This window comes from Desulforamulus hydrothermalis Lam5 = DSM 18033 (assembly GCF_000315365.1).
GTDB lineage: Bacteria > Bacillota > Desulfotomaculia > Desulfotomaculales > Desulfotomaculaceae > Desulfotomaculum > Desulfotomaculum hydrothermale.
In genome coordinates, this window is the sequence record NZ_CAOS01000012.1 from 1 (window position 1) to 20,918 (window position 20,918).

Annotated in this window: 20 protein-coding genes and 1 pseudogene; 10 read left to right on the top strand and 11 right to left on the bottom strand. The window is 47.6% G+C overall.

Annotated elements, in window-relative coordinates; all coding sequences use genetic code 11:
* Window positions 1-22: 22 nt before the first annotated feature.
* Window positions 23-625, bottom strand: a pseudogene (istA, locus tag DESHY_RS09370) (IS21 family transposase); the annotation flags it as partial.
* A 106-nt stretch (window positions 626-731) separates the two neighbouring features.
* Between istA and DESHY_RS09375 the strand changes: the two are divergent.
* Window positions 732-1,868 (top strand): transposase, encoded by a 1,137-nt coding sequence (locus tag DESHY_RS09375; protein ID WP_160162493.1) that lies wholly within the window; start codon window positions 732-734, stop codon window positions 1,866-1,868.
* Between the two features lie 368 nt (window positions 1,869-2,236).
* Here the strand turns inward: DESHY_RS09375 and DESHY_RS09380 are convergent, their stop codons facing one another.
* Window positions 2,237-2,980 (bottom strand): polysaccharide deacetylase family protein, encoded by a 744-nt coding sequence (locus DESHY_RS09380; RefSeq protein WP_008412247.1) that lies wholly within the window; start codon window positions 2,978-2,980, stop codon window positions 2,237-2,239.
* 204 nt (window positions 2,981-3,184) lie between these two features.
* Between DESHY_RS09380 and DESHY_RS09385 the strand changes: the two genes are divergently transcribed.
* Window positions 3,185-4,306 (top strand): HD-GYP domain-containing protein, encoded by a 1,122-nt coding sequence (locus tag DESHY_RS09385; RefSeq protein WP_008412249.1) that lies wholly within the window; start codon window positions 3,185-3,187, stop codon window positions 4,304-4,306.
* Window positions 4,307-4,476: 170 nt separating this feature from the next.
* Window positions 4,477-5,616: a S1C family serine protease gene (locus tag DESHY_RS09390; protein ID WP_008412251.1), complete on the top strand. Its 1,140-nt coding sequence runs from the start codon at window positions 4,477-4,479 to the stop codon at window positions 5,614-5,616.
* Here the strand turns inward: DESHY_RS09390 and DESHY_RS14160 are convergent.
* Window positions 5,576-5,911, bottom strand: coding sequence for a hypothetical protein (locus tag DESHY_RS14160; RefSeq protein ID WP_162470945.1), 336 nt, complete (start codon window positions 5,909-5,911; stop codon window positions 5,576-5,578). The two genes, DESHY_RS09390 and DESHY_RS14160, sit on opposite strands and share 41 nt — an antisense overlap.
* Window positions 5,912-5,961: 50 nt before the next feature.
* On the opposite strand from DESHY_RS14160, the gene larAH6 reads away from it, so the two are divergent.
* Window positions 5,962-7,236: a nickel-dependent malate racemase, LarAH6 family gene (gene larAH6, locus DESHY_RS09395; RefSeq protein ID WP_008412253.1), complete on the top strand. Its 1,275-nt coding sequence runs from the start codon at window positions 5,962-5,964 to the stop codon at window positions 7,234-7,236.
* Here the strand turns inward: larAH6 and DESHY_RS09400 are convergent.
* From DESHY_RS09400 to DESHY_RS09410, 3 genes are read right to left on the bottom strand one after another with little or no spacing between them, the layout of a single operon-like run.
* Entirely contained in the window at window positions 7,161-8,504 is a 1,344-nt protein-coding gene (locus DESHY_RS09400) for a polysaccharide deacetylase family protein (protein WP_008412255.1), read from the bottom strand. The two genes, larAH6 and DESHY_RS09400, sit on opposite strands and share 76 nt — an antisense overlap.
* Before the next feature lie 6 nt (window positions 8,505-8,510).
* The gene (locus DESHY_RS09405; RefSeq protein ID WP_008412258.1) at window positions 8,511-9,689 is read right to left on the bottom strand and encodes an MFS transporter; all 1,179 of its coding nucleotides are present in this window, start codon (window positions 9,687-9,689) and stop codon (window positions 8,511-8,513) included.
* A 13-nt stretch (window positions 9,690-9,702) separates the two neighbouring features.
* The gene (locus tag DESHY_RS09410) at window positions 9,703-10,152 is read right to left on the bottom strand and encodes a divergent PAP2 family protein (RefSeq protein ID WP_008412259.1); all 450 of its coding nucleotides are present in this window, start codon (window positions 10,150-10,152) and stop codon (window positions 9,703-9,705) included.
* Between the two features lie 239 nt (window positions 10,153-10,391).
* Here DESHY_RS09410 and DESHY_RS09415 point away from each other — a divergent pair, with 239 nt between their 5' ends.
* The gene (locus DESHY_RS09415; protein WP_008412261.1) at window positions 10,392-11,438 is read left to right on the top strand and encodes a glycosyl hydrolase family 18 protein; all 1,047 of its coding nucleotides are present in this window, start codon (window positions 10,392-10,394) and stop codon (window positions 11,436-11,438) included.
* A 225-nt stretch (window positions 11,439-11,663) separates the two neighbouring features.
* On the opposite strand, the gene DESHY_RS14280 is transcribed toward DESHY_RS09415, so the two are convergent.
* Entirely contained in the window at window positions 11,664-11,825 is a 162-nt protein-coding gene (locus DESHY_RS14280; protein WP_008412262.1) for a hypothetical protein, read from the bottom strand.
* Between the two features lie 147 nt (window positions 11,826-11,972).
* Between DESHY_RS14280 and DESHY_RS09420 the strand changes: the two genes are divergently transcribed.
* The 5 genes from DESHY_RS09420 to DESHY_RS09440 all read left to right on the top strand — a co-directional run bounded on the left by DESHY_RS09420 (window position 11,973) and on the right by DESHY_RS09440 (window position 18,032).
* Complete coding sequence (locus tag DESHY_RS09420; RefSeq protein WP_008412264.1) at window positions 11,973-12,194, top strand: ferrous iron transport protein A; 222 nt, start codon at window positions 11,973-11,975, stop codon at window positions 12,192-12,194.
* Window positions 12,195-12,218: 24 nt separating this feature from the next.
* On the top strand, window positions 12,219-14,159 hold the full coding sequence (gene feoB / locus DESHY_RS09425) for a ferrous iron transport protein B (protein WP_008412266.1): 1,941 nt from the start codon (window positions 12,219-12,221) through the stop codon (window positions 14,157-14,159).
* Window positions 14,160-14,351: 192 nt separating this feature from the next.
* Window positions 14,352-15,587, top strand: a complete 1,236-nt coding sequence (locus DESHY_RS09430; RefSeq protein WP_008412267.1) for a D-alanyl-D-alanine carboxypeptidase family protein — start codon at window positions 14,352-14,354, stop codon at window positions 15,585-15,587.
* 64 nt (window positions 15,588-15,651) lie between these two features.
* The gene (locus DESHY_RS09435; RefSeq protein ID WP_008412268.1) at window positions 15,652-16,089 is read left to right on the top strand and encodes a Fur family transcriptional regulator; all 438 of its coding nucleotides are present in this window, start codon (window positions 15,652-15,654) and stop codon (window positions 16,087-16,089) included.
* Window positions 16,090-16,322: 233 nt separating this feature from the next.
* Window positions 16,323-18,032: a sensor domain-containing diguanylate cyclase gene (locus tag DESHY_RS09440; protein ID WP_008412269.1), complete on the top strand. Its 1,710-nt coding sequence runs from the start codon at window positions 16,323-16,325 to the stop codon at window positions 18,030-18,032.
* 5 nt (window positions 18,033-18,037) lie between these two features.
* Here DESHY_RS09440 and DESHY_RS13905 read toward each other — a convergent pair whose 3' ends face one another.
* From DESHY_RS13905 to DESHY_RS09450, 4 genes are all read right to left on the bottom strand, one after another.
* Complete coding sequence (locus DESHY_RS13905) at window positions 18,038-18,268, bottom strand: hypothetical protein (RefSeq protein ID WP_143147741.1); 231 nt, start codon at window positions 18,266-18,268, stop codon at window positions 18,038-18,040.
* A 60-nt stretch (window positions 18,269-18,328) separates the two neighbouring features.
* The gene (locus DESHY_RS14050) at window positions 18,329-18,493 is read right to left on the bottom strand and encodes a hypothetical protein (RefSeq protein ID WP_160162494.1); all 165 of its coding nucleotides are present in this window, start codon (window positions 18,491-18,493) and stop codon (window positions 18,329-18,331) included.
* Entirely contained in the window at window positions 18,493-20,478 is a 1,986-nt protein-coding gene (gene feoB / locus DESHY_RS09445) for a ferrous iron transport protein B (protein WP_008412271.1), read from the bottom strand. Before feoB (DESHY_RS09445) ends, DESHY_RS14050 begins: the two co-directional genes overlap by 1 nt.
* Before the next feature lie 76 nt (window positions 20,479-20,554).
* The gene (locus tag DESHY_RS09450; RefSeq protein ID WP_008412273.1) at window positions 20,555-20,776 is read right to left on the bottom strand and encodes a FeoA family protein; all 222 of its coding nucleotides are present in this window, start codon (window positions 20,774-20,776) and stop codon (window positions 20,555-20,557) included.
* Between the last annotated feature and the right edge of the window lie 142 nt (window positions 20,777-20,918).

A 20,918-nucleotide genomic window follows, 5' to 3' on the forward strand; every position in this document is an offset into this window, starting at 1 on the left:
GGCCACGCGTCGACTAGTCAGGGGGGGGGGGATCATCTCCCATGCCCAGTACGACGGTTTTCATCTGGTCGGTCAGCATTACCTTTGGGATGCCCCCAAAATATTCAAAAGCATGAATCAAGCAACGAAGAAAGCTGTGAATGTCACAACGCTTAGTGAACTCTATATAGGTGGAACGAGAGTACCCCAATACCATGACAAATACCGGCACTTTTCGGACTGTACCGTCCAAATCTACGTAATCACACAGTCCCCAGTCGACCTGTGCATATTCACCAGGTTTAGTCTCGTAACGAAGAACAGCGGGAACTTGTTTGGGAGGACGAAAGTCCTTCACATAGTCTTTCAAGATGGTACGTCCCCCGGTATACCCCTTTTCTCGTAGAAGATCGAATAAAACCTCGCAGTTATAGATACCTTCTTGAAGACGTTCCTGCAGGAACGGTTTATACGGATCAAGCTTGGAACCACGAGATTTACGGTTTCCCTTTTTGGGGGAGAATTCACCCCGGAGATATCGGCGAACTGTATTTCGAGAATGCCCCGTTAGACGGGCAATTTCACGAATTGTCCTGCCGTCGGCCCTTCTGGTATGGGGGGATATCACTATCCCACTCCTTAGCATGTGTCTCCCTCCTAAGATTAACTTGGCCGTTAATTACGAAGGGGATATATTCGCTAAGGGTGGGTCATTTTCTTTCCGGCGAACCTGGGTCAATTATATCCCGGCGGTGACACAGGTTGATTGTTCATTTTTAGATAATTATTTTAAGCCAAAGGCATATGGGAGATTAGGTTATGACCGCAAGGCTCTCTTTAGAGCTCTTCTGCTTAAAAAACTAATGAGGCTTTCCACTACCAAGACCTTGGTAAATTGCTTGCAGTATTCTCCAATATTGGCATGCTGGTGTGGTTTTCATACAGGTAAAAAAACTCCTTCCGAAAGTGTTTTCTCTAGATTTGAGGAGCAATTGAGTCAAAACGGAATCAACACGGTAATGGGAGAAATTTGCGAAAAACTGACCATAGAAATTCTTAAAAAGGTTGATGCCACATCTGAAGTTGTAATAGACAGTACAGACATCCCAGCCAAGGAGACACCATCTACCGAAACCGAAACGGGTGCAGCATACGGATACCGAACCGCTTCAGCTGAAGAAACCAGTATTTTTTATGGTTTCAAAGCACATCTTGCTGTAGTAAATATGCCAGTTGGGCCATTACCTTTGGCGGCTAGAGTAGCTCCAGCAAACTGCTCCGACATGGAGCTTGCCGATAAACTAATAAAAGAAGCCTGTGAATTTTACAAAAATGTTGTAGGGAAAGCCCCCCACTTCTACATTATGGATGCCGGATATGATGCTGAGGCTATTTATAGTCAGGTTCTTGAGTTGGGCGGGCAAGCAATAATTAAGCTAAACCCAAGAAATCAGAAAAACAGAAATAAGGATCATACCAGTGACGGTACCCCTTTGTGTCCGGCAGGATATGCAATGGTCTATCAAGGTACTGAAAAAAATATTGGGGCAAACAAGTTTCGGTGTCCCCAAAAATGTGGCCAGCAGGTAACTTGCCAGGGGGAATGCAGCAATCAAACTTCCTATGGTTATCAGAAAAGAGTTTACTTCAAGGATAACCCACGGTATTTTTGTAGCCCACATAGAGGAAGCGACAACTGGCAAAAGATTTACAATAAGAGAAGCTCGATTGAAAGACTATTCTCTTTACTAAAATGCCATTTAAACATGGGTAACCTGACAAAAAGAGGGATAGAGAAAGCATTTACTGACACAATGCTTTGCCTCATAACATACCTGGCAGTAACCCTGACAGAGTTAAAACGCCAGAAAATACAGAAGGCGGCATAGGTTAAACTATTTTTGGTGCCTACTTTAGTCTAGGGGGTTTTTGCGTCCATTTTTACAGAAATAGTTGATAATTATTAACATTCAGGGTAACGGAGCTAAAAACCCTGAGAATTTAGTGACATAGGCTTATTATATGGTAGTTGTTTTTTTACATTTTGCAATTGGCTCAAATTTTAATAGATTCCGCTCACGTATTCTTCACTGCTGCGCTTAATTTTGGACATAAAAATATGGCGACAGGTATCCGTAGACACCTGTCACCCCAACATTTGACATAGAGCCAAAACTTAAAGGATGTGTGTTTTAACAATCTCTTGGCAAAGTACGGGCAACGGAACTGTTTGACAACCGTTCAGCACTGTATAAATTTACAGACTGTCCATAGGATCATAGACGGCAACATCATTGTCGTCCCATTGTAACAATTGAGATAAGGGAACCACCCGGTAGCCTTTTTCTTGCAGGCCTTTTAACAGCAAAGGGAGGGCCTCCACTGTTTTGCTCCTGTCAAGTCGGCCGTCATGTAAAAGGATAATATAGCCGGGTTTTACTTTGTTTAATACACGCTGCGCCATTTCCTGAGGAGTTGTCGCTGAGCGGTTTTCGATGGTTACTGACCATAAAATTTCCTGCATGCCAAGACTGGCGGCTGCCTGCTCAGCGTAACCGGTGGTTAAGCCTTTGGGAGAGCGGAAAAACACAGGTGCGATACCGGTTGTTTCAATAATGGTTTGCTGGGCAGTGGCTAACTCGGTATAGGTTTCCTCCGGCGACAGTTCAGTAAGCTTGGGGTGTGTCATGGTGTGGTTGCCCAGTTCATGGCCTTCGGCAACAATTCTTTTGGCAATGTCAGGATGAGCCTTGACGTTATTGCCTACCATAAAAAATGTGGCCGGTGTGTGAGATTGCTTTAGTGTATCAAGCATCGGTACGGTATAGCGAGGGTCCGGACCGTCGTCAAAAGTTAAAGCCACAATTTTATCGCCGGTTTCCTTACGATAAACAGCTTTGCTGCCTAACGCAGCCTTAATACCGCTTGAACTGAAAAAAATCAAGCAAATCATTACGGCCAACAAGCCGGGAAACATCCTTTTGGCAACTGGCAAAAACATAGACACACCTCCCTTAATGGTAAAAATAATTTAACTAATTAATTCGTAAATGATCTTATTTATACCTTTAAAAAAATTAAAATTTTTTCAAGTTAAAATATTGTCATAGCTGTGGTTCAAAAGTAATTTTAAGGCGAAAAAACAGAGGAATTTAAAGGAAAAAGTAGAATATTTTAACCCAGCAACAACAGACGGAGGTATAATATGCGACGGGTGTCTCTGCAACATGTAAAACCCGGCATGAAGGTCGGGCGCCCGGTTCTCAACAGTAACGGTCAAGTACTTTTGAATGCTGGGGTCATACTGAACGAAAGATACATAGCACGATTAAAATTACTGGGGATCCCGTCGTTATACATTGATGACGGCTTTCTACCGGACATTCAAGTTGACGACGTAATATCCTGCGAAACCAGGATGAAGGCCGTAAAACAAGTCAAAGAGCTGCTGAAAGCCCACTCTATGTCTCTGGGGAACAGTGCGACTGAAATGGAAAAAGTTTACTCCACCATTAATGACATTATTGACCAGCTGTTAAATAACAATAAATTAATGGTGGAACTGTCAGATATACGTTCATTGGATGACTATGTTTTTGCACATTCAGTAAATGTCTGCGTGCTGGCTCTCATGACAGGTATTTCCCTGGGCTATGAACGTCCTAAGCTGTTTCACCTGGGCATGGGTGCCCTGCTGCATGATATAGGTAAAATTTTCATACCTAAAGAAATTTTAAATAAACCAGGGGCCTTAACCGAGGAAGAATACAATGTTGTAAAAAAACATCCTGAATACGGGCTGGAAATACTCAAAAAAAACCCCCAGGTAAGCAGTTTGTCAAGATTGGTGGTTTACCAGCACCATGAGCGGTTCTGCGGCTCAGGTTACCCGCAGGGGTTAAAGGATTCGGAAATACACGAGTTTGCTCAAATTACCGGTATGGTGGACATGTATGATGCCCTTACGGCCGACCGTGTCTATCGCAAAGCTTTTCCACCCCATGAAGCTTACGAAATGATTGCCGGGTCGGGAGATTACCTGTTTGCTTTTCATATAATTCAACCCTTTCTGGCGAATATTGCTGCTTATCCGGCAGGAACAGTGGTTGAACTAAGCACCCGAGAAGTTGCAGTGGTGGTGCGTACCAGGAAAGGATTTTCTTTATATCCCCGGGTGAGACTATTGTATGACAGAACAAGAAAACCGGTAACCGATTTGATTGAAATTGAACTGTCTGAACACCGCAATGTGGTAATCAGCCGGGTGCTGGGCGAAGTGGAGCTGATGACCGCAGAGCAAGAAGCAGGCAATAAAAATAAACAATAATAAACCGGGGCGTGGTAGCTTATTTGGATTTTTTGCAAAACCCATAAAGTAAGCAAGCAGCTTGGCTGCTGGCGGTGAAACGGCTTAGCGATAACCGGTTGACAGCTGCGCTTTTGGTTGACCGGATTTTATAACCGGTTCAGCGTAAATAATATGGTAGAGGTGGTTGCATGAGCAAATGGCGCAACATTGCAGTTTTTACACTGTTGCTGGCCTTTTTATCCGGCATCATGTTCACGGCCGGCTGTACCCTGATTAAAGATATTGCACCAAAGCAAAACACCGCAGGCTCACAAGAAGGGGTAGCTGATGCCGGGGTACCCGGCGTAGGGCCCAACACCATTGCAGACATTGTGGAAAAAGCCGGGCCGGCAGTAGTTAAGATAACCACCGTGGTAGAGGTAGGCGGATATCAAAACCCCTTATTTAATGATCCTTTCTTCCGGCAGTTCTTTGGTCTAAGACCTGAACCGCAATATCAGAGCGGTCTTGGTTCAGGCTTTATTATTTCAAAAGACGGCTATATTCTTACCAATGAGCATGTAATCGAGGGAGCTCAAAAGATCAGTGTTCTGGTTAAAGGTCATAAAAAGCCTTTTGCAGCTAAGTTGGTAGGGGCAGACCCTGCTCTTGATTTGGCCGTTTTGAAGATTGACGGCAGTGACTTGCCGGTTCTTACACTGGGCGATTCCAACCGTATCCGGGTTGGCAACTGGGTAATTGCCATTGGCAGTCCCTTCGGGCTTGAAGACACCGTAACTATTGGCGTGATTAGTGCTAAAGAAAGGCCCTTAGAAATAGACAACCGTACTTTTGAACATTTGTTGCAAACTGACGCATCAATTAACCCTGGCAACAGCGGCGGGCCGCTGCTGAATTTAAACGGCGAGGTAATTGGTATCAATACTGCCATAAATGCCCAAGCTCAAGGCATTGGTTTTGCCATTCCCACCAGTACGGTAAAGGAAGTTATCAATGAATTAATTGAACAGGGGAAAGTGAAAAGACCCTGGATAGGAGTTCAAATCCAGCCGGTGACGCCGGACATAGCCAATTACCTTGGCTATGAAGGCTCGGCAGGAGCGGTGGTGTACGGGGTCGTAGCGGGCGGGCCTGCTCACAAGGCCGGGCTGCGGCAAGGAGATATTATTTTAAGCATTGACGGCAGTAAAGTAGCAACACCGGATGAGCTGATTAAAATTATCCAGAAAAAGAAAGCAGGTTCCCATATTGTATTAGAGGTTTACCGCCAGGGCAAGACAATTAAGGTTACTGTACAAACTGAAGAAAGACCGGCTGAAGGAAGATAAGACAGGGCACATGATGTGTCCCTGTTTCAGAATGTAGACAAAGGAAAGACAAAGTGGTTTTATGATCCCCTGTCAGCGACTTGTCGAAGCACCGGTCACAGCACTTGATAAGCGAAGGAGTCATTGGGGTGGCGCCCACAGGACGTGGGCGCCAGCCGAACCGGGCCAGGATGGTCCGTTTGAGGCGACCCCAAGGGCGACCGTAGCGAATCATAGTGCTGTCGGTGCGTAGACCGGAGCTAAAGGGGATCATAAGCCACAGGTAATGTTTGTCAACACTCTGGACAGGGCACATGATGTGTCCTGTTATTGTTTTGGGGGCAAACTAACAGCGGAGGTGCTGCTGTGGAAATACCTTTCCGCTACGGTGACCAAACCGTTAAGATTAATATAGAAGACCGTAACCTAGCCGGTATCGTACAGACAAATTTGCCGGCTGCCCCTAACCAGTCAGAGGAGGTGAAAAATACTCTGGCGCATCCCATCGGCAGCAGCAAACTGCGGGATCTGGTGTTAAAAAAGCAGCCGGCTTCCATTGCCATCCTGGTTGCGGATGTATCCCGACCTATACCATACCGGGCTGTCTTGGAACCTGTTTTGCAAGAAATACTAACGGCCGGCGTTAAAAAGGACCAGGTTAAATTTATCATTGCTACCGGCGCCCACCGACCCAATTCAGTAAGCGAAATCAAAAAAGTATTTGGTCCTTTGGCGGAACAATATCTGTTTTTCAACCATGATTGCGACCGCTGTTTGGTTAACCTGGGCCGGCTTAGCAGCGGTACCGAATTATATATTAATAAACAAGTAATTGAAGCTGCAATGGTTATCACTGTTGGCAATATTATGCCGCATAACCTGGCTGGGTTTTCCGGCGGTCCTAAACTCATCCTGCCGGGGGTTGCCGGCCGAAAAACCATTGAGCAAAATCACGGCATGCTGACCTGCCAAGGAGTGGGCCCCGGTAAAATTGCCGGCAATCCGGTGTCAGAGCAGATAATGGAAGCGGCACAACGGGTAGGAGTTGACTTTGCGGTAAATGTAATTATTAATGAAGAAAATGAAATCATCAAATGTTTTGCCGGTGATCCGGCTGCTTCTTGGCTGACAGGGTGTGGCTGCTGCCACAACCTTTACCGACAAAAGCTACCGGCGCCGCAGCAAGTGGTAATAGCCGGCGCCGGAGGATACCCGCGGGATATAAATTTGTACCAGGCGGTCAAAGCCCTGATCAACGGTGCCGGGCTGGCGGCAACCGGCGGTACAGTGGTGCTGCTGGCCCGCTGCCAGGAGGGAATTGGCGAGCCGGTTTTTCAGCAGTGGTTGGAGCAAGCCAGATCCCCCCATGAAATTATGCGCAAATTTCATGAGCAGGGCTTTGTGCTGGGGGGGCATAAAGCATACCTGCTCAGCAAAATTATGCAAGAAAAGGAAATAATCTTAATTTCTGATTTAGCCGGCTCACAAAATCAGGTGCCTTTGCTTAAAAATGCAGCAGATTGGCAAACCGCAGAGAAGATGCTTGTCAGGAAATATGGTCCGGCCTACCGGGCATTGGCAGTTCCTTTTGCCGGGTTGGTCTTTCCTCTTTCCGGCCAGGCTATGTTGTCCGACAAGTAACGCTTTAAAAGTTCATGTTTGGAAATTACTACTTTTTTCGGTGTCAGTTTATGCCACTGGCGTCGCAGATGGGACAATCCCCCGGGATGAAGCAAAAACATGAGCCAGCGCTGATACCACGCCACCAGCGAGCGAAGGCCGGGAGTAAGGTCGTAGACCGAAAAACCCAGTTGGCTGGTGCCCCGGTGAATCATGGTAATGCCCATCAGTGCTTTAATACCCTGGTAAGCCGGGTCCTGCGAAACGGTTTTTGCCAGCACGGGCAGTGATCTTCTGGTTTCCCGCAGCAAGGCAAGGCCGATTAACTCCAATGAACGGGCGGTTGTAGTAATTTTTTGCAAAAATTTATTATTAAAATGCAGCTCACCAATTTTATCGCCTGGCAGCAAAGTTGTGCCATCCGGCAGTTCCATGCGGCGGCCCCGGTAATGACGTACCGCCAGGCGAAAAAGACTGTTTTCCTGGCCGCCTACCGGACGCAGGCCGGCCAGACGCTCAAAGCAGTATTCCCATACTTGCCATAGGCTGCGCAAAATTTTCTTAACAATATAAGGATCTTGACAGAGCAGCAATTCATCCAGGCTAACGGCCCGGAGGTTTTTTTGCTGTAAAGTTTGCATTATGCAGGGCAAAGCTGCCACCATGTTGGCCGGACCGCTTATGACGGCTCCTGGCTTGGTACAGCGATCATGAAAAACAATAATATCGCCCGATTTCACCTTGCTTTGCACAATGTCGTGGATGCGCCGGGGCGATGAACCCGGGTGCCAATCCCAGCTCATGAAAGTCCACAATACTGTCTGTTGCCGTGATAATAACAGATATATGTATGTAAATAAATTAAACACACCCCAGGCGGGGCGGAAAAATCGCGGCGCATTACCGGTAATGCCTTCAATGGCCTTAATGCCGCTGCTTATCTCCCGCGTGGCAGACCAAGGGGATTGTAACCAAGCGAAACGATGAAGGTAACCGTGGGTGCCGATACTATGTCCTTCGGCAATAATCCGCTTTACCAGGCCTTGATTTTGTACAGCGTGCTGACCTACCAGAAAAAAAGTGGCTTTAGCCTGGTATTGTTGCAAAACATCTAATACTTGAGGAGTATAATCAGGATCAGGACCGTCGTCAAAGGTCAGGGCAACCAGACCCGATTTTTTGCTGCCCCGAAAGATTGACCCTAGATGCATCAGACGTCCCAAAATGGTTGGCAACAGCATGTAAAAAAAGATTACAAGGCCAGCCAGCTTTAAAACGGTTTCAAACACGTTTAATCACTCCTGGTTGCTTAAAGTCCGGTCAAAGGGGTAGTAAAGATAAAACAAACCCATGCCGGCCAGGATGAATGCACTTAAAAAAATAGCCCCGGTGGGATGCAGCCAACCAAAGATTGCCCCGCCCAGCACAGGGCCGACAGCTATGCCCAGTCCCTCCAGGGTGGTGAAAATGCCCCACCCGGTAGCCTGTTGCTCCGGTGGGATAGCTCTGGCCAGTAAAGAATTCCAGGCAGGCAACACGGCCGCGTAGGAAAAACCAACCAGAACAGCCAACAGCATTAAAGCAGGAAAGCTGTGTGCCCGGGTTAACAAAGACAAAAACAAGGCACTGAGCAAAAAGCCGGCTGTTAATAATTTTTTTAACGGCCACCGATCTGCCAGTTTTCCCATAGGTATTAAAAATAGAACGGTGGCAGCCCCGCCGGCGGTTAATAACAAACCATACTGCCGGGAGGATAAGCCTAACACCCCGGTGGCATATACCGGAAGGATCGGCAATAACAAACTGGCTGCCATGGTCTGCAAAAACATCCCGGGTAGCAAAATCTTCACCACCATGGGGTCTGCCGCCAGTTTTCTCAGTTGGTCGGCCAGGGAGAGTTGTTTGCCGGCTCCTTGGGCCGGCAAGGGAACCAGTATGCCCACAACCAGACAGATAACCCAGATACCGATCAGCAGTTGAAAGGCGGTACGAAAGCCGGCGGTTAACACAAAGTTAATACTCACCGGGCCTGCCCCGGCGCCCAACAGCCAGGCAGAGAAAACAGCGCCCATACGGGCCGCCCGATCAGGATGACCGATGGGGGCCACCCGGCTGACAACAGCCAGCCATATGGGAGCAAAACCAAGCCCGAACAGGCCCGCCCAAAACACTGCCAACCAGGTAGCGTGCTGCTGAAATAAACCCAGCAGGGCAAGCAAGCTCAACAGCAAGCCGGCCAGCAGGACAGGTTTGCCATGCCGATCCAACTGGCAGCCCACAGCTGTTTTAAAAACAGTTTCAGTAAAGTAATGGGCTGATACCACCAGACCGGCGCCGGCAACCGAGGCATTTAAAAAATGAACGGTATACAGAGGCCAGAAGGTTAGAAAAAAAGCGCTTCTGGTTAGCTCGGTAAGAAACAATAATATTATTAAAGATAAATCCTGACGTGAGAGAAAACTCAAATGCAACAACTTATGATACTCCTTAGAAGACCACTGCAGCCATGATAACGCCAATCATGGCACCCACCGCCACTTCAGATGGAGTGTGGCCAATTAGCTCTTTGAGAGCCTTGACATTTTGCTGTCCGTCCTGGCGTCCCATCTCTTCTAAAATTTGATTTAACACTTTGGCATGAATGCCGGCAGCCCGGCGCACTCCCATCGCATCATACATAACTATTAAAGAAAAAATAGCCGTAATGGTAAAAAGAGAAGAAGACCAGCCATAGCTTAAACCGGCGGCAGTGGCCAAAGCGGTGACCATAGCTGAGTGAGAACTGGGCATGCCGCCGGCTTCAAAAAACCTCTCCCAGCGCCACTTTTTGTTTGTTAGACATTCCAGCAACCCTTTAAGAAACTGGGCGGTTAAAAAAGCTGTCAAGGGAGCAAACAGGATTTTATTTAAATATAACCAGTAATACAGTTTTGACAAACATATTCACCTCTTACATGTTGCACTGTTGAACAGACCTTGGTTATTAAATTACTATTCTCTGTGTTAAGGGTAAATCCTTGCTAGTGTTGAATAATCAGAACTGGTTGATTATAACAACCTGTATGGTTATCAAAATTTTGACACCTATGGAAAAATTATTGGTCTTCAAGGCAATTTAGCTTCCTGTTACAATTTTTAGAGGGACCGGGGCTAAAAATTTTTAAGCAGGAGGAGTTATGACAAAAAGAAGACGGACAACCATAGGAATCCTGTTGCTTTACCTTTTCACTTTTAACTTTATGTTTTGGCCGGCACCGGCCGCCGCCAGCCAGTCTAAACCCATTGTCATGGGGTATTATGCCAAGGACTGGTACACTGATGACCTATCCTATAATTCACTGGTTAACTACCATAATTATCTGGATTATGTAGCTGCTTTTTCTGCCCGCATCAACAGCGACGGCTCACTAACTGTTGATTTTCCTCCCACGGAAGGTATCAAGCTGGCTCAAAAGAAAGGGGTTAAACCTTTATTAGTGGTACATAACATGCACAACGGTATGGATAGTGCCACTGCTTCGGCTGTACTGGGAGATTCCCGGAAAAGATGGCGCCTGGCAGTCAATATTGTTTCGTTAGTTAAACAATATGGCTATGCCGGTGTAAATATTGATTTAGAGGCAGTACCTCCCCAAAACAGAAACGACTATAATAAGTTATTGTGGGAATTAAAGGGTTTATTGAAACCCGGTGGCTATCTTCTGACGGCGGCGGTGCCGGCAAAAAACAGCCCGCAGTGGAACAGCAGCTGGTCGGGAGCTTACGACTATCGGGAAATTGGACGAGTTTGCGACTATGTGATGCTGATGACCTACGATGAGCATTGGTTTGGAGGCCAACCTGGGCCCATTGCGTCATTACCTTGGGTGCAAAGTGTATTAAATTACGCCACGGAGCAAATTCCCTCCCATAAAATAATCTTAGGCCTGGCTGCCTATGGTTATGACTGGTCAGCCAGTAAAAACCGCTCAGTTAAATGGAAGGATATTAATCAATTAGTTAAGCAAACCGGTGCGGTGATTCGCTGGGATAACGTCAGCTGTTCGCCGTATTTGTACTACTGGGTTGGTTCTGAAAAACATGAAGTTTGGTTCGAAAATAAATACAGCCTGGGTATCAAATTAGGTCTGGTAAAATCCTACCGGCTGGGCGGTGTAGGCTTCTGGCGCATGGGCTTTGAAGACCAAGCTTTTTGGAGTACCCTGCAGACAAAATTAAAATAACGGCTTAAGTTTTATAATATCAGGCGTTTCAGCCTGCCCGGATGCATGTTTCCCTGTCAGCCGCCTGTAAATTACCGTAACAACACTTGATGAATAAAAAGTGAGTTGGGGCGGCACCCACAGAAAGTGGGGCCTCCCTAATTCCGCAGCTAATCTTAACGGATATGGGATTATCCTGACATCTCAAGTTTGTCAACAGGCTGAGGGAGGCGCAAGGCCTCCCGGCTAGCTTTCATTTGCGGCTGATTTTTGGGTAACCGCCAGTAAATAAATCTCTTGCTTGATTTTAGCCAATTCATTTAGCTGGGACTGCGCCTGGTTTAAGGTTTCAATTTGCTCCTCAGACAAAGGAGCAATTTCCAGTCCTTCTGTGTTGATATCTACCACAACATATCCCTCCTTTGCGAACTATTTTTTCCCGCCAAACATAATATAAACAAACCCCTTGCTTTGGCTGTGAGTGAGAATTATAATAAAAATGACATTGATAACCATTATCTTTGAATGTTTTGACCGGTAGGAGGGAAGTGTGGCATGACACTGGATAAATGTAAAAGAGGACAAAAAATTAAAATAGTTAATATTAATAACGAAGTGATCAGGTCACAGGCCATCCGGTTTGGTATTTTTGAAGGAACGGTTGTTACTTGTGAAGAAGTAGTACCGGCAGGACCGGTGGTGGTCGGTATGTGCAAACAACAGATTGCCATTGGCCGCGAGCTGGCTAAAAATATTGCCGTTCAACCGGTTAACTAAATAAGTTATCGAGGTAGTTGAAAAATGAATAATCAAAGTGCTGGGCAAGGGGAAGCCGGCGGCAAAAACATCGTTTTAGTGGGCAACCCCAATGTAGGAAAATCGGTGTTTTTCAATTATTTAACCGGGCGCTACACGGATGTAGCCAACTTCCCGGGTACTACGACAAACGTAATATGCGGACGCTTTGGCCGGCACGCCGTCACTGACACCCCGGGGATTTATGGAATATCCTCATTTAGTGAGGAGGAAAAAATTGCCCGGGATATTGTTTTGCATGGGGATATTTTGGTAAATATTGTTGACGGAGTCCATCTAGAACGGGATTTGTTTTTAACCCAACAGCTGATAGATACCGGACTGCCGGTACTGGTTGTGATTAATATGATGGATGAAGTTCGACAACAGGGGATAAAAATTGACATTCCGGTGTTGAGCGAACTGTTGGGGGTGCCGGTAATCGCAACCGTGGCGGTTGAAGGAAAAGGTATGGATCAGCTGCCCGGTGCCGTCCGCCAGGCCCGGACAGGCCGTCGTTTGCCGCTGGTGCAAGAAAAAATGGCAGAGTTGCCGGCGCAGATACCGGATCCCGACAAACTGCTTATTTTAGAAGGGGATTCTGCTGTAGCAACCAGACACGGTATGGTGCCGGGAAGTGACCGGGAACTGATTTACAGCGCCAGGCGGCGGTGGGTTAACGAACTGGTGGCCATGTCGGTCAAAGAAACCGGTCGCGGTGATGTTTGGAGTGCTTCTCTCAGTCGTTGGATGATTCAACCCCTAACCGGGATTCCTACACTGATATTCATTTTGTGGCTTCTCTATCAACTGATAGGGGTGTTTGTGGCGCAAACGGTGGTAGGTTTTACCGAAGAGGTGTTGATGGGCGAGTATTTTCAGCCTGCGGTCAGAGACCTGGCCAGCCGTTTCCTGGCACCGGCTTCCCCCATCAATCAAATATTGGTAGGGGATTTTGGCGTAATTACCATGACGGTTACCTATCTGCTGGGGCTTTTATTCCCTCTGGTACTGGGCTTTAACCTGGTGTTGGCTTTATTAGAAGACAGTGGCTACCTGCCACGCATTGCCATACTGCTGGATCGCTTGCTGACCTCCTTTGGATTGAACGGCCAGGCAGTAATCCCGCTGGTGCTGGGCTTTGGCTGTGTAACCATGGCTCTGCTGTCTACCCGGTTGCTGGGATCGGAACGGGAACGGCGCATCGCTACCGTTATACTGGCATTAACCGTGCCCTGTTCTGCTCAACTGGCCATTATCACCACCATGCTGGCAGGGCTGGGGCCGGGTTATGCCGTTGTCTACGGCTTAATTATTATCAGTGTATTTTTAACCGGGGGATTAGTCTTAAACCGGTTTATACCGGGCCAATCCACCTCCCTTTGGATTGATTTGCCTCCTCTCAGACTGCCCAGACCGGGAAATGTAGTAAAAAAAAGTTGGCTTAAAAGCACAGAATTTATCACTGAAGCAGCCCCGCTGTTTGCTTTAGGCGCCTTTTTTTTGGGTATTTTAGAAGTGACGGGGGCTTTATATGCCATTGAAAATGCCCTTCTTCCCTTGACGGTAAACTGGCTTGGCTTGCCCAAGGAAGCAGCCGGCGGATTTATAATGGGAGTAATTCGGCGGGAGTTTGGGACCGCAGGGCTGTTTGTTTTTCCTATGTCGGACATGCAAAAAATGGTGGCTTTGACCACTATTACTCTGTTTGTTCCCTGTATTGCATCCGCCATGGTGATATATAAAGAAAGGGGTTGGCGGGAAGGTACTGCCATTTGGCTGGGTGTTATGACAGTGGCCTTCTTTATCGGAGGAATTATAAACCAGTTGCTGAACTACTTTACCAATGTCTTGCCGGCAACTTCCCCGTTAACCATGTTAGCGGGTGTCATCATGCTGGGGCTGGCTGTGCTGCTGGGCCTGCACCGGCTAAAACCCGTCAGATAGATTAAATCTGTCAGTATTATAAAAACAGATCGGCTTGCAGAAAAAAGGTTGTAAAACTAAAGTGGGGTTCTACTTCTGTCAACGGCCCCGATTGAGAGCGGAGCACCCTGGTGTTGCCGGTGGCTCGAAAGGCCGGAGGGGATGATTGATCACCGGCAAGATTTGTCTACAGTTTAAAAAACAGGTGATGATGTGTTAACAAGAATATTGGCGGTTATCATATTATTTTTGTCCTTTGGCAGTTGTCTACCCACCGCCCGGGCAGAAGCACCGCAGATTGTTGGGGAGGCAGCCGCTTTGCTGGATGCCGGTACCGGGCAGTTGCTGTATGGCAAGCAAGAACACAAAAGGATGTTCCCCGCCAGTACCACCAAGGTACTAACTGCCCTGGTAGCTATGGAAAGAGCAGACCTGAAAGAAACGGTGACCATTGGACCTAACCCTGTCAATGCCGGAGGCACCTCCATGTGGTTTCAGGAGGGAGAGCGGTTAACCCTGGAGGAGTTGCTTTATGCCCTGCTTTTAAACTCCGCCAACGATGCCGGGGTGGCTATTGCGGAACATGTGGCCGGATCGGTAGAAAATTTTGCCGCTATATGTAATCAAAGGGCAAAGGAGTTGGGAGCCCGGGACACCCATTTTACCAATCCGCACGGCATGCCGGATGCCAATCACTATTCCACCGCTTACGATTTGGCCTTAATGGGGCGGGAAGCCATGAAAAACAAGGATTTCAGGAAGATTGTGGCCACTGTTCACCATGAAGTTCCCCGCAGCGACCCGGAGGCACAAAAATATTTATTTAACCATAATAAATTGCTGTGGAGCAAAGTTTACGGCTATCAGGGTGCTACCGGCATTAAAACCGGCTACACCGTACAGGCCGGCCAGTGCATTATAGCTGCCGCCCAACGGGATGGGCGGGAATTAATAGCTGTAGTTTTGCGCAGTGAAGGCAGTAATTTATGGACCGATGCAGCGCGCCTGTTGGACTATGGTTTTGCCAATTTTACCAACCAACAGTTGGTTCGGCAGGGCGAAGTTATGGACAAGCTGCCTGTCAAATACGGAAAAAGCCAGGTAAGCCTGGTGGCCGCATCGGATTTTTTATATACCTTTCCCAGGCAAGGGGCTGCGGAAGTTCAGATCAGCAAAGAAATTATACCGTCAATAAAGGCTCCCGTCACAAAAGGCCAGGTATTGGGTACGGTTTTACTCAAGAGCGGCGAGCAAGAGCTGGGCAGAGTGAACTTGGTGGCGGCTGCTGATGTGCAACGTGACTGGTGGGCCATCAGTAAAGCATTTGTTACCTGGACTGTGCCGCCGCTGGTAATATTGCTTTGGATTCGCCGGCGTTTGATGCTTTACCGGCGAAGGAAGCAGCGGGCAGCAAGGCGCCGCCGGTATTACGACTACGAGATAGAATAACTGCATTGACACCCGCAGCAAAAAACAATATACTGGAAAAAAGCGGCTCGGGTGGTGTTTTTGTTTGAAAAACATTATAAATCAAGTTGGAGAAAAGCTGAAGGCTAAAGAGTACAAATTAACCCCCCAAAGGCAGCAAATTTTAGAAGTAATGCTGGAAAATAAAGATAAGCATTTGAGTGCAGAGGATGTATATACGCTGGTTAAAAGAAAAGCGCCGGATGTGGGGCTGGCAACGGTTTACCGTACCTTGGAGCTGTTCCTGGAACATGATATTATCCATAGTGTGGACTTTGGTGACGGACGCAAACGTTATGAATACGGTGATAACAGCGACCGGCATCACCATCACCACGCCATCTGTCTTAAATGCGGTAAGATCTTGGAGATAAACGAGGACTTGCTGGAGGAACTGGAAAAACAGGTATTTAAAGATTATAATTTTGTTGTTATTGATCACGAACTGAAGATTTTTGGTTACTGCGGCGAATGCAAGCGGTAAGTTGAGAGGGTGCTCAAAGGTCTGAAAACAGACCGGAGCCACCCTTTTTTGCTGTCAGCTTTGTCTGCCAAGCATAGCGCTGTCGGCGCGAAGCCCGACCACTGTCAAATGTTTGTCGGCAATCTGTAGCCGCATAAGGCAGACTCAATAAATCTCAGAATTTCACTGTTATTGTCAAAAACAATGATATAATAGATTAAATGCCTGCTGTTTGAAACTGAGGTGTATGCCAGGTGGTTGATCTGCTGTTTTTTAACAGGCGTATACGTACCTCCTTACTTATTGGCTTTATGTTGTTTATTATTTTGCCGGCCCTGGCCGTAGGGCTGTTTAGCTATGTACAAACCAAAAAAGTTATGGAGCAATCTGTTTTTAACAGCTTGCAATACCTGGTGAACGCCCAGGAAAACGCCATTAATAACTGGTTCAATGCCAGAAAGCATTTTCTTGAGGGACTGGCCCAAAATGAAAAAATAACCGGCTTAGATTATCGTGCCATGCAAAATGTGTTAAGCAATGCCTTAAAAATGGATGAGAACTTTCTTAGCCTGATGTTTGTGGGCACTGACGGCGAAATTAAAGCTGATCCCGTTTACCAGGCTGATCTGGGAAGAATAAGCGTTGTGGATCGGGAATATTTCAGGCAAGCCCTTGAAGGAAAAACCTACGTCAGTGAGGTTTTATTAAGTAAAATTACCCGTAAACCGGTTATTGTAATAGCAACGCCGGTAAAAAGGGAACAACATATTGCGGGAGTGCTGTTTGGCGCCGTCAATATTAATGTAATAACAAAACTGGTACAGCAAAACTTTCCGGGTGCGGGCGGTCAGGCTTATCTCATAAATCAAGAAGGGTTGATTCTTAACGGGGCGGAGCCCAAGGGCTTAACCGAACAAAAATTACAAAACATACCGGTTCAGCAGCTCAGCCGGGGCATCAGCGGCCAGGGCATTTACATAGACTACCTACATAAGCAGGTATTTGGGGTGTATCGCTGGTTGCCGTCCGTTAAACTGGGCCTGGTGGTGGAAAAAGAATATACCGGTGCTTTACTGGAGAACGGCTTGGCCACCTACTTAAAAGTGGTGTTAGCTTCTACTGTTATTATTGGCTTGTTTATCAGCTTTGCCTTGTATTATTCGCGCCGGTTAAGCCGGCCCTTGGAACAACTGGCCGCCGAGGTGAACAGTATTGCTGAGGGGAGATTCAGATCGGTGGTTGATCTGCAGGCCAATAAAGAAGTGCAGGCCCTGGTTTATGCCATTAACAACATGTCAAGCAATTTGTGCCAAAAAACCACCCAGTTAAACAAATTGGTCAACCAGTTGGAGCAGAGCGCGGCAGAGCTGCAACAGGAGAAAAATAAATTGGCACAAATATCGATTACGGATGAACTGACCGGGTTGTACAACCGGCGCTATATAAACCAGGAACTTGACCGTTTTACCCGGTTAAGCCGAACCCTGAGCAAGAATATATCAGTTATGCTGCTGGACCTGGATCATTTTAAAGCTGTCAACGATACTTACGGCCATGCTGCAGGAGATGCAGTGCTGAAAGAATTTGCCCGGCTGGTCAAACTATGCAGCCGTCGGACTGATGTGGTGGGGCGTTTTGGCGGGGAGGAATTCATGATCATCCTGCCCTTTATCAGCAGCCACCAGGTAAAAGATATTGCCGAAAGAATCCGGCAGGATGTCAGTAACCATGTCTTTGAGGCAGATAATTTCAAGATAAAAATTACCGTCAGCATCGGTGCGGTAACACTGGTGCCGCCTGCCCAAGCAAAAGTGGCGGAAACCATAGAAAAAATGATTAAAACAGCTGATGACTGCCTGTATGCCGCCAAGCGAGCCGGTCGCAACAGAGTAGTACAAGTACAAGTCGAGGACGGTTTGCAACCGGCGTTGATAACCGATAACCAAAACCCGTCACAGGAGTGATGGGTTTAGATTACTGACAAAGGTTCTGAATACTTGCCGGGTGTTTTTTGATCACATGCCAATCCCTTGGCGAAGCACCGGTTACTGCACTCGATGAGCGAAGAAGCCGGTGGGATGGCGCCCGCAACACGGGTACCGGCCCAACCGGGGCGGGCGCGCTCCCGGCGATTCCATTGGCGACCGTAGCGAATCATCCTGCTGCCGGTGCGCAGAAGGGGAGCATAAACCACCCTCAAATGTTAGTTTACAGCCAAAGACCCCGTCACTCTTGTGACGGGGTCTTGTTTGCCGATACGCTAATGTTTTGCTTTAGCCAGGTTGCACTTAAAACAACTGCCTGTGCAGCCGCCGGGGATGGGTTCCCGGCACCTGGGGCAAACCAGGGTCAACTTGTCAACCGGGCAGCGGCAACGGGGGCAGGTTTTAAGGTTGCAGCAATGGTGACTGTCTTTTTGTTTCATCAGGATGCCTCCTTGGACGGGGTTTTGCCGTAGGGACCCTGTTTAATAAGTAACCGGACAACAATTATCAGCAGAACAGACAATCCAAGCACAGTTGCGGCAACTGTTAAAACTTGGGTCGGGTTGGCAGTTCCCAGCAGGCTTGACAACCGGGCAACCACGCCGCCGATCAGGAAAGCAATCACCCAGGTGCTGAGCCACATCAGGGCGGCCTCTTGTTTGGTGCGTTCTTTAAAAATGACCAGAATGGAAGCGATGCAGGGTACAAACAGAGTGATGGTAATCAAGGCTACCACCGTTTGAATCGGGGTTAATGTCATGTCTGCCAGGCCGGCGGCGCCAAAATCTCTGCGCACCACTCCCATGATAAAGGCTGTGGCAGCTTCTTTAGGTAAACCAAGCCAGCCTACCGTCAGGGGAGCCAGAGCGTTTTGCAGCAGGGCAAGCAAGCCGGTTACCTGGAAAATACTGATTAACAGGGCGCCCAGGGCAAACAAGGGAAATGCTTCTTTTAGGAATTGATAAGATTTAATTGCTGTTTTGGTTAAAACATTATCGATTCTGGGCAACCGCAAAGGCGGCAAGTCAATTAACAGGTCGGAGGAACGTCCGGCTAACAGTGAATTCATGACGGTTCCAACCACCACCAGCACTGCCAGGATCACCAGGGAATAAAGGGCCGCAAATTCGGCCCCCACCCCTGCCAGCATGCCGGCAATAACGCCCAATTGAGCGGAACAAGGGATGGCCAAACCCAGGAGAAAAATGGCAATGCGCCGCTCCCGCTCTGAGCCCAGCAACCGGGTGGTAATGGTAGCCATGGTGACACAACCCAGGCCCAAAATTAAAGGGATCACAGCCCGGCCGTTCAAACCGATGCCGGTCAATACCCGATCCACCAGCGTGGCCAGCCGGGGCAGATAACCGGAATCCTCAAACAAAGACAAGAAGAAGTAAAAACCCACCACTAAAGGCATTAACAACCCCAGTACATAAGTAAAGGTCATGGTTAGCAAACCAAATTCACCAATTAAGATGGTCCCCAGGGTGGAGCTTTCGCTGATAAACTTTCCTACCAGAGAGCGGACAGCCGGTTCATACATACCGACCATAACAGTTTCTTCAGTTATGCCTACCACGGTTCCGGCAACAAAAACGCCAATAGCCTGATACATGGCGTACAGAGCCAGCAGCAGAATAGGAATACCGGTAAGCGGTTTGATCATTAAGCTGCTGAGGGTATTGCTAAAGGCAGCGGTTTTGCTGATCTCCTTCACCACATGATGTACCAGCCGGTTGACCCGTTGGCGCCTGCCCAGATAAATTTCTTCCCGCCGGTTTATTGGTGGCAAGCCATGCCGGGCGGCCACCGCTGCATCCCCTTCCAGAATCAACAGGGCTTCACCGCGACTGCCCACCCGGTTAACCAATTCATCTAAATCCTGTTGCAAAGCCGGATCAGAATGACCGCGGCGGGCTTGCCAGATGTTTTGTTTGACTTCTTCCAAACCCTGTTTTTTAACTGCCACCGTAGGGATAACCGGGACTCCCAGCAATTGGCCAAGCAGGGGCACATCTATTTCGATACCCTGCCGGGCGGCTTCGTCCGTCATATTTAAGGCTACAATTACCGGTACGCCGGTATCAATTATCTGCTGGGTTAAAAACAAATCCCGCTCCAAATAGACGGCGTTTACAACATTGATTACCACATCTGCCGACAGAATGACATCCCGGGCCACCCTTTCTTCATCGTTAAAGGAAGAAATGCCGTAAACCCCGGGAGTGTCAATAATAACATCTCCTTGGTAACGACCGTGAGAGATTTCCAACGTGGTTCCCGGGTAGTTGGAAACATCCACATACATGCCGGTTAGATAGTTAAAAAACACTGATTTTCCGGCGTTGGGGTTACCCACCAAAACAATACGCCGGGCGCCTTCCGGCATCTCAATTTTAATATTACAGTTATGACAATGGGACATGCTTATTCACTCCTTATCAAGTTACAAGAACGCAGCGTTGGTTGGCTCGGCCTAATGCGTAAACTTTGTTTAATGGTCAGTCCGCCAGGCTAATGTTAATTTCTCTGGCCAGTTGCCGGCCCAGGGCAATTTGTTGCCGGTTTTGCCGGATCACAATGGGACCGGCCGGGACAACCTCATCGCAGGTGAGCCACTGGCCTTCGGTGATGCCAAACCGGATAGCCTGGGCCCGGATAGTTTCATTAGAAATATGATTGATTTTAAAGCTTTGGCCTTTTTTTATCAGGTCTAATGTCATATCCAAACACTCCTTTAAATTTGAATACGATAATCATTATCAATAAAATCTTGCCAAGAAATTTGGTTTTAGGATAAACATATTATGATCAGCAAGTTGAATTACTTACGCAAAACAACTATGAAAATGATTATCAATATCT